We start from the raw sequence: 13,132 nt of genomic DNA on the forward strand, positions 1-13,132 counted from the left end.
CATGCGCAGGCTTTGTTATCTGGCGGCCGCACTGCTGCTGGTGCTGACGCAGGCCCTTCCCACGCAGGCTGCCGAGCGCATCGCCGCGATAGACTGGGCGCAGGCGGAGACGCTGCTGGCGCTGGGGCTCGTGCCCCTCGCCATCGCGGAGCCGGACGGCTACCGGGAATGGGTCGGCAAGCCGGAACTGCCGGCAACCGTCGCGGACATCGGCTCGCGCCGGGCCCCCAATCTCGAACGCCTCGCCGCTCTGAAACCCGACCTCATCCTGTCGCACGACCTCCTGGCCGCGTTGCAGCCCGGGCTCGAGGCGATCGCGCCCGTCCGTTCGGTCGTGTTCGGGGGCAATGGGCAGGACACCTGGCGGACGATCGTCTCCGCGACACGCGACCTCGGCGCGCAGACGAAGCGTGACGCCGAAGTCGAGGCGCTTCTGACGAAGGCGGACGCGGCCTTTGCGCAAGCCCGCCGCCGGATCGAGGCGGCTGGGCTGGCCGGCACGCCGGTCTATGTCGTTCGGCTGGTCACGGGCTCGGCGCTGCGGGTCGACGGCGCGCGCTCCATGGCGGCCGATGTGCTGCAGAGGCTCGGCCTGCGGAACGCCTATGATGGGCCCGTCAACGAATGGGGGTTCGCGACGGCGGAAGTGGACGCGCTGGCGGGCGATCCCGAAGCCTTCGTGCTGGCGGTCGGCCCCAATGCGCCGGGTACCATGGCCGCCATGTTCGACAGCCCCGTCGGCCGCGCCTTGCCGGCGGTCGGCGCCGGGCGCGTGCGGGAGTTGCCCGTCGTCTGGACCTATGGTGGCGTGCCCTCCGCCATGCGCATGGCCGAAGCGATCGCCGACGCGCTCGCTCCGGACACCCCTTGAGCACAGGCGCGCCCGCAAGGCTGATCGCCCTTTGGGCGGCACTTGGCCTTGCGGCGCTGCTTGCGTCCGCGGCCGCGTGGGAGCCGCATTTCGATGGCGCGACCGTTTTCCCGATCCTGATGGGCCGGGCGCCGGAAAGCTTCTGGCAGATCCTGTTCCGCGATGCATTCCTGCCGCGCCTCGTTGCCGGGTTCCTGGCGGGCGGCAGCCTGGCCCTCGCAGGGGCGCTCCTTCAACTGGCGCTTCGCAACCCGCTTGCTTCGCCCACGACCTTGGGTGTCTCGGCCGGAAGCCAGCTCGCCTTGGCCCTGGCCGCACTGACGCCGGCCCTTGCCGAGGTGCCGGCATCGGCCATCGCCCTTGCGGGCGCAATCGGCGCATTCACCATCGTCTTCGCCGCCGCCCGCCGAACCGGCTTCGACCCAGCCGGCACGGCGCTGGCCGGCGTCGCCGTATCGCTGCTCGCGACGGCCGCTGCCAGCCTGCTTGCGCTGCTGCGGGAAGAGCGTCTCTCATTCCTGTTTCTCTGGGGGTCCGGCCATCTCGCGCAGGCAGACTGGGACGTCGCGCGAATTCTTGGCGTTCAACTGGCCTGCGCCGTCCTGCTGGTCGCGGCCATGGCCCGTCCCCCGCGCCTGCTGGCCGTCGGCGACGACGTCGCCCGCGCCTTGGGTTTTCCCTCCGGTCTCGCGCGGCTGGGCGCGGTCGCCCTCGCCGTGGTCAGCTCGGCCCTGACCGTATCGCAACTCGGCGTCATCGGCTTCGTCGGCCTCGCGGTTCCGGCGATGCTGCGGCTCATGGGCCTGCCTTTCGTGGCCTGCCATCCCCTTGCCACAGTGTTGACCGGCGGCCTCATGGTCGTGGCGGCGGATGCGCTCGCCCGCTTCCTGTCGCTCGGCGCGGCAGAGCTGGTGCCGGCGGGGGCCGTAACAGCTCTCCTCGGTGGGCCGGTCCTGTTCATTCTCGTCCGCCACCTGCCCCGGCGGGCGCCACGACAGGAACCATCGCCCAGCGGCATTGCGATCCTGCGAGGGCGCGCTCTGATACCCGCCGGCCTTGCCGCCCTCCCCATCGCAACGTGCACCGCCCTCGTTGCCGGCACCGATGCCAGCGCCTTCGGGCTGCCCGATGGCCAGATGCTGGGCCAACTCCTGGCGGCGCGATGGCCGCGTGTCTTCGCGGCCGCCGCCTGCGGAGCGGCGCTCGGACTTGCCGGCCTGATGATCCAGAAATTGACGCACAACCGCCTCGCCAGCCCGGAACTGCTCGGCATCAACGGTGGAGCGGCGCTGGCCATCATGGCCGCGACACTCGTGCTGGGCGACCTGCCACGCGGCGCCATGATCGTCGCGGGAACATGCGGCGCCTTCGCCTGCCTGACGCTGTTGCTGGCGACAGCGCCCCGGCGATCCGATATGGGGCCGCATCTGATCCTATCCGGCATAGCGCTCGGCGTGTTCATGGATAGCGTGCTGCGTATCGCCCTCGCCAATGCCGGCCCCAGGCTGGGGGCGCTGCTGACGTGGCTCTCCGGCAGCACCGCCTTCGCCACCGGGCCGGAAGCCATCGTGGCGCTTGCCGCCGCCTGCATCGGCACCGCGTTGCTCCTGGGCATGGCCCGCGCGCTGGACCTGCTTGCACTGGGCGCCGACACGGCGCGCGGACGCGGCCTCGCCATGCGCCGGACGGAACTGCTGGCAACGGGGTCGGCATCCCTTGCCGCCGCGATGGCGGTAACCATCATCGGCCCGCTCGGTTTCGTCGGGCTGCTTGCCCCGCAGGCTGCCATACTGCTCGGGGCCCGCCGGACGGCCGTCCAGATACCTGTTGCGGCGATCCTGGGCGCGTCGTTGATGGTTACGGCCGACTGGGTGGGCCGCCGGGTCGCCTATCCGTTCGAAATCCCCGCCGGTCTTGTCGGCTCCTTTGCCGGAGCGTTGGTGCTGATCGTGCTGGTAACCCGCAGGCGGCGGGCCGGGCCGTAACGCGCCGCCCGCCTGTCGGGACCATGCGCGTCAGAAAAGCCGACCGCCGTTCGGCACGCTATGGCTCAATGCCGCAAGAACGACGTTGCCGCCTTCGTCCGGAAAACCCAGCGTCAGCACTTCGGAGCGCATCGGCCCGATCTGCCTCGGCGGAAAATTCACCACCGCCATGACCTGCCGGCCGACAAGTTCGTCCAGTGAGTGCCGGACGGTGATCTGCGCGGACGACTTCCTGACGCCGATCTCCGGCCCGAAATCGATCATCAGGCGGAAGGCCGGCTTGCGCGCCTCGGGAAAGGGCTCCGCCTGCACGATGGTGCCGACACGGATATCCACCTTGAGGAAGTCCTCGTAGCCGATCTCCGCGGCCACCGCCTCGCCTGCACTCATGAGTCAGTCCTTCGAAAGTTCGGCGGCCCGCCGCGCCGCGGCGGCGATCGCCTTCTGCATCAGCGGCTCCAGCCCGTCCGGCTCCATCAGCACGGCAAGCGCGGCGGCCGTGGTGCCGTTGGGCGAGGTGACGTTGCGGCGCAGTGTCGCCGGCTCGTCGTCCGAGCGGATCATCAACTCGCCGGCGCCGGCCACCGTGTGGCGGGCGAGACGCATGGCCAGATCGGGCGCCAGGCCCAGTTTCGCGCCGGCCGCAGCCATCGCCTCGGCCAAAAGGAACACATAGGCCGGGCCCGAGCCGGAGACCCCGGTCACGAGGTCGATATCGCTTTCGCGCTCGACCCACTCCACCGGCCCGCTTGCTTCCAGCAGCGTCTGCGCCGCGGCGCGCTGCGGTCCCGTGACACGCTGGTTGGCATAGGCGCCGGTGATGCCGCGGCCGATCATGGCGGGGGTGTTCGGCATGGCACGGACGACCGGTCGCTCGCCCAGAAGCCTTTCGACGAAGGACACCGTCTTGCCCGCGGCCACCGAGACGACCGGCGTGTCGCCCGACAAGGCGGGACGCAGCGCAGGCAGCGCCGCTTCCATCGCCTGCGGCTTGACCGCCACCACGACGACATCGAACCTCTCGGACGGAGCCTGCGTCACGTGCCGCACGCCCTTGTCGATCAAGGGCAGCAAGGGCGCACCGGCATTCGGGTCCAGCACCGTCAGGCCGGCGGGAGCAAGCGCCCGCTCGAGCCAGCCATGCGCCATCGCGGCGCCCATATTGCCGCCGCCCACCAGAAGCACCCGCTCCACAGCCGTCATACCGCTCACTCCCGTTGACTCAGGCGTTGCCGACCGTTTCGAACAGGGCATCCGCCAGGGCCTCGTCGGCCGGCTTGTTGGCCCAGACCACGAACTGGAACGCCTGGAAGTATCGGTCGCAGCTATCCAGCGCCAGGACCAGCATGCGCTCCACCTGCTGGCTGGTCGGGTCCGCGCCGCCGCACAGCAACTGGGCATGGCGGAACATCACGGCGCTTTCGGAATTCCAGAGATCGAAATGCCCGACGAGAAGCTTTTCGTTCACCTGCGCCAGAAGCCGATGCATCTCGCACAGGCGGCGCTCCGGCACCTTCAATTCGAAGGCGCAAGCCAGGTGCAGGGCCTCGCAATCCTCGACCCACGAGAAGGAAACGGAGTAATCGGCCCAGCGGCCGGTGACGCTCATCGCGATCTCGTCGTCGCATGGACGTTCGAAACTCCAGTCGCGATCGGACGCGACCACCTCGATGACATCCACGGGGTGCGAGTGCCGCACGAAATCCAGTTCGCCAAAGCGCATGATGAGCAGTCATTCCCCTTTGGCGCGAGAGCGCGCCGGACACCGAATCAACCTTTAGAATCAGTGTATAGGGAGAGAGTCCGGACGCCAGAGGGGTAACCGGATTTTAACCGTTGCATGACAGGCGCGCATGCGCCGCGAGCGGGATGCGTCCGCGCCAAGCGACTCTGCGCCAAGCGCTTTTCGCCTTCTCCACCGGCTCGAGAATGCCGGTGGATAAACGCCGGGACGGCTGTGGAAAACCTGTAGACCGCCGATCAGAGCGTGGGCGCGGCCGGGCTGGAAGGCTCGTCGCCGGGCACGGCGGGCGGCGCGCCATGCCCGAGGCGGGCCTCCAGCGCGGCGATCCGGCGCTTCAGCTCCTCGTTTTCCGTGCGCGCACGAACGGCCATGTCGCGGGCGGCTTCGAACTCTTCGCGCTGGACGATCTCCAGCTGGTTCAGAAGACGCTCCACCTGCGTGCGCACGATGGTCTCCACTTCGCGGCGTACGCCCTGGGCGGCGCCGGCCGTATCGGTGAACACCTTGGCGAACTCGTCGAAAATCCTGTTCGGGCCGCTGTTCGTCATCGTCGCTGTCTCCATCTAAGCCGGAAGCCTGAGGTAGGTGATGGCGGGGCCGTTGGCAATGGCGGCGGGCAATGCGTGCTTGACCGAGGGCCGCCGGCACGACACACCTGCCCGCGAAGACCCATCCGACGGACCCGCCATGAATTCCCTGCCTTTTCTCAGCGTGCTGACCTATCCGCAGATCGACCCCGTCTTCCTGCAGGTGGGCCCCATCGCCCTGCGCTGGTACGGCCTCGCCTATGTGGCGGGCATCCTGTGCGGCTGGCTGTACGGCAGGGCGCTCGTCTCCAACCCGCGCCTGTGGCCGGGCGGACGTTCGCCGCTGACGCGCGAGGATATCGACGATTTCATCGTCTGGATCACCATCGGCATCGTGGCCGGCGGACGCATCGGCCATATCCTCTTCTACGATTTCGCCCGCATCGCGGCCGATCCGCTCTCGGCCTTGCGCATCTGGGAGGGCGGCATGTCGTTCCATGGCGGGCTGATCGGCGTCACCATCGCCATGATCCTCTTCGCACGGGGGCGCAGCGTGCCGATCTTCAGCCTGATCGACGTGGTCGCCGCGTCCGTACCCTTCGGGCTTTTCTTCGGCCGGATCGCCAATTTCATCAACGGCGAACTATGGGGCGCGCCCACCGCCGTCCCCTGGGCCATGGTGTTCCCGCATGCGGGGCCGGAGCCGCGCCACCCAAGCCAGCTCTACGAAGCGCTTCTCGAGGGCGTTCTCATCTTCATCGTGCTGCGTATCATGACGCATCATTTCCAGGCGCTTGGACGACCGCGCCTCGTCAGCGGCGCCTTCGTGCTGCTGTACGGGTTGGCGCGCATCTTCGTCGAATTCTTCCGCCTGCCGGATCCGCAACTCGGCTACCTCCTCGGCACGGGCTGGCTCACCATGGGCATGGTCTTGTCCCTGCCGATGGTGCTGATCGGACTGTGGGCCATCGCCACGGCGCGGCCCGCCGACGCCCGGCCATGACGAAACCGCTTGCGGAGCGCCTTGCGGAGCGCATCGCAGCGCAGGGCCCCATGACCCTGGCCGAGTTCTGGAACGCGGCGCTTTTCGATCCCGTGGACGGCTACTACACCAGCCGCCGGCCCTTCGGCGCGGACGGCGATTTCATCACCGCGCCCGATGTCAGCCAGATGTTCGGAGAACTCGTCGGTGCATGGCTCGTGGCCGCCTGGCGCACTCTGGGGAGCCCCTCCCCCTTCGCCCTCGCCGAAATCGGCCCGGGCCGCGGGACATTGATGGCCGACATACTGCGCACCGTCCGGCAACTCGATACCGGCTTTTCGCGGGCGGCCCGGGTGCACCTCATCGAAATCAGCGACCGGCTGGCCGGCATCCAGCACGAAAGGCTGTCCGGCTTCGACATGCCGCTGCGGCGTCACCGCACCATCGCGGAACTGCCGGCCATGCCGTTGCTGGCGGTCGCCAACGAATTGTTCGACGCCATCGCCATCCGCCAGTTCGTGCATGACGGCACGGCCCTGCGCGAGCGGCTCGTGGCCAACGCGCCCGGAGGCGGCTTCCGCTTCGTGGAGGGGCCGGCAGGCCCGGCCGGAATTCCGGCGCGCCTGCCGCCGCTTCGGGCCGGCGATATCCTGGAAGTCTCGCCTGACCGCCAGCGCCTCGCTGCCCGGTTGGGCTCGCTGCTGGCGCAGCGTAGCGGGGCGTTTCTCTGCTTCGACTACGGCCACGCGCACGGTGGACATGGGGATACGCTGCAAGCGATGCGCCGCCACGCCTTTGCCGACCCGCTCCTGCAGCCGGGCCACCACGACATCACCTCGCATGTGGACTTCGCCGCCCTTGCGCAATCCATGCGCCAAGCGGGCGCCAGCGTTTCGCCCATCGTGACGCAGGGGCGGTTCCTGCTGGCGCTCGGCCTTGCCGAACGTGCAGGCGCGCTGGGCGCCACGCGCGACGAGGCCGGGCGCGCCGAGATCGCATCGCAGGCGCACCGGCTGGCCGGCAACGGCCCGGGCGAGATGGGAGACCTCTTCAAGGTCGTTGCCGCCGCTTCCACCGCATTGCCCCTGCCGCCCTTCGATTGACTTGCGCCTGCCGCTCAACCACCATCCGCGCCATGTTTGAAACGAGTCTCGAAGCAGATCCCACGCTGACGCCGGACGATGTCGTGGGCGGTGCGCCGCTGGACGCGCTCGCCCATGTGCGCCATGCCTTCTTCACCCGGCGCGGCGGCGTTTCGCGCGGCATCTACGAGGGGTTGAACGTCGGCATCGGCTCCGACGACGATCCGGCTCGTGTGGCCGCCAATCGCCGCGCCGCCATGCGCTGGCTCGGGGCGGCCGGCGACGGGCCGGCCACGCCCTGGCAGGTCCATTCGCCCGATGTGGCGGTGATCGACGCCCCCTTCGTCGGCGAGCGTCCCAAGGCGGACGCCGTGGTCACGGCGACGCCGGGTCTCGCCATCGGCGTCGTCACGGCCGATTGCGGCCCGGTGCTCTTTGCCGACCGGCGGGGGCGCTCGGTGGGCGCGGCCCATGCCGGCTGGCGGGGCGCGCTGGGCGGCGTTCTGGAATCCACCGTCGCAGCCATGGAAGGCCTCGGCGCGGCGCGCGGCGACATCGTCGCGGTTCTCGGCCCCTGCATCACCGCCCCCAATTACGAGGTGGGCGCCGCCATGGAAGCGGAGTTCCTCAAGGCCGATGCCGGCTTTGGGCGGTTCTTCGCGCCCGGCGCGGATGCCGAAAAACGCCAGTTCGACCTGCCCGGCTTCATCCTTGCGACACTCGAGCGCGCCGGGGTAGAAGGCCATTTCGTCGGCCGCTGCACCTATGGCGAGCCTGCCGCCTTCTACTCGTTCCGCCGCACCACACATCGGGGCGAGCCGGATTACGGGCGTCAATTGTCGGCCATCATGCTGAACGACAGCTTCTGAGGAAAATCCCTATGCTTCACTTCGCGCCCGACGAATATGCCGCGCGGCTGAACCGGCTGATGGTGGAGATGGCCGAGCAGAAGCTCGACGCCATGCTGCTGTTCGCCCAGGATTCGATGTACTGGCTGACGGGCTACGACACGTTCGGCTTCTGCTTCTTCCAATGCCTCGTCGTGAAGGCCGATGGCGAGATGAAGCTGCTCACCCGCTCGGCGGACCTGCGCCAGGCGCAGGCGACGTCCATCATCAAGGATATCGTCCTCTGGCGCGACCGCGCCGGAGCCGACCCGGCCATCGACCTGCGCGACCTGTGCGACGAGATGGGCCTTCTCGGCGCCAGGATCGGCGTGGAATGGGCGACGCATGGGCTGACCGCCGCCAATGGACGGCTGGTGCAGGAAAAGCTCGGTTCCTTCGCCACCCTGCGCGATGCGTCCGACCTCGTGCCGGCGCTGCGCCTCATCAAGAGCCCGGCCGAGATCGTCCATGTGCGCGAGGCGGCAAGGCTTGCCGACGATGCCTACGAGGCGATGCTGCCGCTGGTGAAGGAGGGGGCCGACGAGGGCGAACTTCTTGCCGTCCTGCAGGGCGACATCCTGCGGCAGGGCGGCGATTATCCGGCCAACCCGTTCATCATCGGGTCCGGTCCGGATGCGCTTTTGTGCCGCTACAAGGCGGGGCGCCGCAAGCTTTCCGCGCAGGACCAGCTGACGCTGGAATGGGCCGGGGTCAAGTCGCAATACCATTCGGCGCTGATGCGCACGCTGATCGTCGGCAGCCCCCTGATGCGGCACGAGGAATTGTTCGCCGCGGCGCACGAGGCGCTGCTGGCGGTGGAAGAGGTCATGCGGCCGGGCCAGACCTTCGGCGACGTCTTCGACGCCCATGCCCGCGTCATGGAGGAGCACAATCTGGTTCGTCACCGCCTGACGGCCTGCGGCTATTCGCTGGGGGCGCGCTTCGCGCCGTCCTGGATGGACCCGCAGATGTTCTACGCCGGCAATCCGGAGGCGATCCAGCCGGATATGACGCTGTTCGCGCACATGATCATCATGGACTCCGATTCCGGCACGGCCATGTGCCTCGGCCGAACCTACCTCACCACCACCGGCGCGCCGGAGCCCCTCTCCCGCCTGCCGCTGGAGATGACGGTGGTCGGATAAACGCTGTTGTGATGGGTCAGGTACTGAAGTGATGTGAGCCGTAGGCAGCAGTTCACATCATCAGGACTGCCGTACTGGCCTTTACGGCCAGAAGGGCCCACCCATAGTCCGTCCGAAAACAAAAAAAAGAATAAGACGTGTCATTCAAGAATTCGAAATACAAGGAACGCCCATTCGATACGTGAATACCCGGCGGAAGAACATCGTTGAGGCTCTCATCATAGCATGATTCGAGTTCCCACAGCTTGTCGGTCAGTGTCCAGCCGAATTCCTCACCGAGATCGCTTTTACGTAGGTCGTAGAATTTACTCCCCTCATTCAAATCTTGAGTGACTCGGGGCACGCTGCCATTCCATTCGAAGCCAGCGATCAGGCAGCCAGCAGTCCAACGGATAAACTTATTACGACCGAGCACGATCTCGGCCGGCATTGCATTTCGGATGGCATCCGCATTCCATAATGGTGGAATGGCTATAACGACTATAAGTATGAATATAATAATTATGACAGTTATGATGCAAGCAAAATAACATAATATTTTTAATAATAAAAGAGATGTTTTCAGCAAACCTGATATAATGAAAATTTCATTCCTAATTGAAGCTGAGATTCGGTCATTTGAATCATTATACTGTTTCATTTTTTCCACTCAGTCGACTATAAACATTCTGTCACCGCGAAAGACGACGAACTGTGGCGATAGAAGACCTGGAATCACCAGAACCCGATTATCCGGCTCGTAAAAAGCTGACATCAGTTGAACCGAATTAAGACCGTGCACCGAAGAGTAATAATTGTCCACTTTACCGGGGAGACATAGTTCGATCGCTGCTTCGGTCATTTCCATGAGTTCTTCCTTGTAAAGGCTCTGCTGAATATCTTTCCCATACGGGATAACGACCTCAGCGCCGTTCGTCTTGAACTCCGCAAGCGCACAGTTGAACGCCGTATAGCGAAAAATCTCTTCTAGAGCCCGGTACTTAAAGGATACACGATCGCACAACTCACATGGACCGCTCAACAGATAAAGCTGAAAGGCAATCAGGGACAACACAGCAAAGAAAACCGCCCCAACGAAAGACCGGATGGATTTAGCAAATACTACCAGCATTATGTTCTACTTTTATTTACCGGATTTCACAATATCATACATATATTATTATATATACAATTACAATCATGATTACGATTGAAATTGCCATTTGGGGTTGTTTTTGTCGGGCTGGATCCGTTTACCGCGCGCCGAGTTCGGATCGCCTGTAATGTCGATCCAGCATGGAGGGCACAATTGCAAACCCAGTGGACGACGGAAATCCTTGAAACGAGTCGAGATTCTGCTTAGAGCCACCGCATCGGACGGCAAGGCCCGTTTGCTCCTTTTGATCGGTCGCGAGCAGGAACCGCATGAAACTCTTCGTCGGCAATTCGAACCGGGTCCTTGCTGAGGCCATAGCGCGCTACCTCGAACTCCCCCTCGGCCGGGCCTCGGTACGCCGCTTCGCCGACCAGGAGATCTTCGTCGAGATACAGGAGAACGTGCGCGGCGAGGATGTCTTCATCATCCAGTCCACCTCCTACCCGGCCAACGATCACCTGATGGAACTGCTCATCATGATCGACGCCATGCGCCGGGCCTCGGCCCGCCGCATCACGGCCGTCCTGCCCTATTTCGGCTACGCGCGGCAGGATCGGAAGGCCGGCGGCCGCACACCGATCTCGGCCAAGCTCGTCGCCAACCTCATCACCGAGGCCGGGGCAGACCGCGTGATGACGCTGGACCTGCATGCCGGGCAGATCCAGGGCTTTTTCGATATTCCCACCGACAACCTCTTCGCCGTGCCGCTGATGGCCCGCGACATCAAGGAGCATCTCGACCTCGACAACGTCATGGTCGTCTCGCCCGATGTCGGCGGCGTGGTGCGCGCCCGCTCGCTGGCCAAGCGCCTCGACGCCCTTCTGGCCATCGTGGACAAGCGCCGCGAGAAACCGGGCGAATCGGAAGTCATGAACATCATCGGCGATGTCGACGGGCGGCACTGCATCCTGATCGACGACATCATCGATTCCGGCGGCACCCTCTGCAACGCCGCCGATGCCCTGATGGCACATGGCGCAAAAAGCGTGCGGGCCTACATCACCCACGGCGTGCTGTCCGGCGGTGCCGTGCCGCGTATCGTCAATTCCAACCTGGAAGAGCTGGTAATCACCGATTCCATCCAGCCCAACACGGCGATCCGCGAAGCGCGCAACATCCGCGTCGTCACGACCGCCAACCTGCTCGGCGAAGCCATCGCGCGGACGGCTTCGGAGCAGTCGGTCTCCAGCCTGTTCGACTGACCGGCAAGCCGGAAAGGCTCACTCCTTCTTCGGCATCAGCGCGTCATCCATAGCGGCGGCGCGCTGATAGGCCGGGCGATCGCTCATCCGCCTCGCATAGGCCGCGAAGGCGGGCCGCTTCTCGATCGTCCCGAAGGCAAGCCCCCAGCCGAGCTGCGCGCCGACATACAGGTCGGCAGCGGTGAACCGGCCGCCGGCAAGGTAGTCGGACGCCGACACCGCGGCCTCCAGCGCGTCCAGTGCAGCCGTATAGCTGCCATAGCCGACCATGCGGCCCTGCTCTGCCGAAGGCTCGAACCCGCAGGCCTTGTTGACGACGGCCTGCTCCAGCGGGCCCGATGCGAAGAACAGCCAGCGATAATAGGGCGCCCGCTCGGGCGAACCGCTTGCCGGGGCAAGCCCGGCCTGCGGAAAGACATCGGCGAGGTAGGCGCAAATGGCCGCGGCCTCGGTGACGACGACGCCATCGTGGCGGATCGCAGGCACCTTGCCCATCGGATTGACGGCCCGGTACTCGGCGCTCTTCATGCCGGAAGGGCCGTAATCGAGAAGTTCGACCCGATAGGGCTCTCCGACCTCCTCCAGCATCCATCGTGCGATCCGCCCGCGCGACATGGGGTTGGTATAAAGGACAAGCTCCGTCATCTGCACCTCCGCCGAAAATCGGACCGGACGCTATCACGCGCCCGTGAAACCGGCCAGCGCGCTGGGGTGCAACAGCGCGGGTTCTTGAAAGTCGAGGGGGTCTGGTCTATAGGCACCCCATCCGCGCAGACACCCTTGGAGGCAGCGCGGAGTGAAGCGACCTCGGGTCGCGGCGCGGCTGCAAGGCCGCCCGTTGGCCGAGTGGCGCTTTTCGTCGTTCCCTGCATGGTGCATCGGAACGGCTTCTCCGATTTAAAGCAAGGACTTACCCATGAGCGAGAGCTACACGGTCAAGGCCGAAGCACGCGAGAAGGTCGGCAAGGGGGCCGCCAGGAATCTCCGTCGCAACGGCAAAGTGCCAGCGGTCATCTACGGCGACAAGCAGGAGCCCCTGCCGATCGCCATCGACTACAAGGAAACCTTCCTGCGCCTGCATTCGGGCGGCTTCCTGACCACGGTCGCCACCATCGAGGTCGACGGCAAGAAGATCCGCGTCCTGCCGAAGGACTACCAGCTCGACGTCGTCAAGGACACGCTGGTGCATGTGGACTTCCTGCGCGTTTCGGCCAGCTCGATCGTCACCGTGCGCGTGCCGGTTCACTTCGAAAACGAAGACGAGGCGCCGGGCATCAAGGCGAAGAACGGCGTTCTCAACATCGCCGAGCATGACGTCAACGTGCATGCGCCGGCCGAGGGCATTCCGGATGCCTTCACCGTCGACCTGACGGGCATGGAGATAGGCGATTCCGTCCACGCTTCGCAGCTCAAGCTGCCGAAGGGCGTGACGCTGGTCGACGACAGCGACTTCGTGGTCGCGTCCATCGTGGCGCCGAAGGTCGAGGTCGAGGCAGACGACGAAGCCGCCGACGAGGCTGCGACGTCCGTGGCCGGCGACGAAGACGACGCCAAGGAAGACTGATCCGTCGG

Annotated in this window: 15 protein-coding genes; 8 read left to right on the forward strand and 7 right to left on the reverse strand. The window is 65.7% G+C overall.

Annotated elements, in window-relative coordinates; all coding sequences use genetic code 11:
- Position 1: 1 nt before the first annotated feature.
- Both NDN16_RS00385 and NDN16_RS00390 read left to right on the forward strand, forming a co-directional pair.
- Entirely contained in the window at positions 2–871 is an 870-nt protein-coding gene (locus tag NDN16_RS00385) for an iron-siderophore ABC transporter substrate-binding protein (protein WP_251111642.1), read from the forward strand.
- Entirely contained in the window at positions 868–2,856 is a 1,989-nt protein-coding gene (locus NDN16_RS00390) for an iron ABC transporter permease (RefSeq protein ID WP_251111643.1), read from the forward strand. The genes NDN16_RS00385 and NDN16_RS00390 overlap by 4 nt, the downstream gene beginning before the upstream one ends.
- A 30-nt stretch (positions 2,857–2,886) precedes the next feature.
- Here NDN16_RS00390 and NDN16_RS00395 read toward each other — a convergent pair whose 3' ends face one another.
- The 4 genes from NDN16_RS00395 to NDN16_RS00410 all read right to left on the reverse strand — a co-directional run bounded on the left by NDN16_RS00395 (position 2,887) and on the right by NDN16_RS00410 (position 5,148).
- Complete coding sequence (locus NDN16_RS00395) at positions 2,887–3,246, reverse strand: tRNA-binding protein (protein ID WP_251111644.1); 360 nt, start codon at positions 3,244–3,246, stop codon at positions 2,887–2,889.
- A 3-nt stretch (positions 3,247–3,249) separates the two neighbouring features.
- Positions 3,250–4,059: a pyrroline-5-carboxylate reductase gene (gene proC / locus NDN16_RS00400; RefSeq protein ID WP_251111645.1), complete on the reverse strand. Its 810-nt coding sequence runs from the start codon at positions 4,057–4,059 to the stop codon at positions 3,250–3,252.
- Between the two features lie 19 nt (positions 4,060–4,078).
- Entirely contained in the window at positions 4,079–4,579 is a 501-nt protein-coding gene (locus NDN16_RS00405; protein ID WP_251111646.1) for a YbjN domain-containing protein, read from the reverse strand.
- A gap of 257 nt (positions 4,580–4,836) precedes the next feature.
- Positions 4,837–5,148 (reverse strand): accessory factor UbiK family protein, encoded by a 312-nt coding sequence (locus tag NDN16_RS00410; RefSeq protein WP_251111647.1) that lies wholly within the window; start codon positions 5,146–5,148, stop codon positions 4,837–4,839.
- Between the two features lie 139 nt (positions 5,149–5,287).
- On the opposite strand from NDN16_RS00410, the gene lgt reads away from it, so the two are divergent.
- Genes lgt through NDN16_RS00430 form a run of 4 tightly spaced genes read left to right on the forward strand, consistent with a single transcriptional unit; the run spans position 5,288 to position 9,223 of the window.
- Positions 5,288–6,130 carry a prolipoprotein diacylglyceryl transferase gene (gene lgt / locus NDN16_RS00415; protein ID WP_251111648.1) on the forward strand — a complete coding sequence of 281 codons (843 nt, stop codon included), beginning with the start codon at positions 5,288–5,290 and terminating at the stop codon, positions 6,128–6,130.
- Positions 6,127–7,212, forward strand: a complete 1,086-nt coding sequence (locus tag NDN16_RS00420) for a class I SAM-dependent methyltransferase (protein ID WP_251111649.1) — start codon at positions 6,127–6,129, stop codon at positions 7,210–7,212. Before lgt ends, NDN16_RS00420 begins: the two co-directional genes overlap by 4 nt.
- A gap of 32 nt (positions 7,213–7,244) precedes the next feature.
- Positions 7,245–8,060, forward strand: a complete 816-nt coding sequence (gene pgeF / locus NDN16_RS00425; RefSeq protein WP_251111650.1) for a peptidoglycan editing factor PgeF — start codon at positions 7,245–7,247, stop codon at positions 8,058–8,060.
- A gap of 11 nt (positions 8,061–8,071) precedes the next feature.
- Complete coding sequence (locus NDN16_RS00430) at positions 8,072–9,223, forward strand: M24 family metallopeptidase (protein ID WP_251111651.1); 1,152 nt, start codon at positions 8,072–8,074, stop codon at positions 9,221–9,223.
- Between the two features lie 52 nt (positions 9,224–9,275).
- On the opposite strand, the gene NDN16_RS00435 is transcribed toward NDN16_RS00430, so the two are convergent.
- Together NDN16_RS00435 and NDN16_RS00440 are read right to left on the reverse strand one after the other, a co-directional pair.
- Positions 9,276–9,653 (reverse strand): hypothetical protein, encoded by a 378-nt coding sequence (locus NDN16_RS00435; protein WP_251111652.1) that lies wholly within the window; start codon positions 9,651–9,653, stop codon positions 9,276–9,278.
- 219 nt (positions 9,654–9,872) lie between these two features.
- Positions 9,873–10,334 (reverse strand): hypothetical protein, encoded by a 462-nt coding sequence (locus tag NDN16_RS00440; protein ID WP_251111653.1) that lies wholly within the window; start codon positions 10,332–10,334, stop codon positions 9,873–9,875.
- 293 nt (positions 10,335–10,627) lie between these two features.
- Here NDN16_RS00440 and NDN16_RS00445 point away from each other — a divergent pair, with 293 nt between their 5' ends.
- The gene (locus tag NDN16_RS00445; RefSeq protein ID WP_251111654.1) at positions 10,628–11,560 is read left to right on the forward strand and encodes a ribose-phosphate pyrophosphokinase; all 933 of its coding nucleotides are present in this window, start codon (positions 10,628–10,630) and stop codon (positions 11,558–11,560) included.
- A gap of 18 nt (positions 11,561–11,578) precedes the next feature.
- Here NDN16_RS00445 and NDN16_RS00450 read toward each other — a convergent pair whose 3' ends face one another.
- Positions 11,579–12,205, reverse strand: a complete 627-nt coding sequence (locus NDN16_RS00450) for a glutathione S-transferase family protein (RefSeq protein ID WP_251111655.1) — start codon at positions 12,203–12,205, stop codon at positions 11,579–11,581.
- Between the two features lie 271 nt (positions 12,206–12,476).
- Between NDN16_RS00450 and NDN16_RS00455 the strand changes: the two genes are divergently transcribed.
- Positions 12,477–13,124 carry a 50S ribosomal protein L25/general stress protein Ctc gene (locus tag NDN16_RS00455; protein WP_251111656.1) on the forward strand — a complete coding sequence of 216 codons (648 nt, stop codon included), beginning with the start codon at positions 12,477–12,479 and terminating at the stop codon, positions 13,122–13,124.
- Positions 13,125–13,132: the final 8 nt, after the last annotated feature.

This window comes from Aureimonas altamirensis, from assembly GCF_023702225.1.
Lineage (GTDB): Bacteria > Pseudomonadota > Alphaproteobacteria > Rhizobiales > Rhizobiaceae > Aureimonas > Aureimonas altamirensis_B.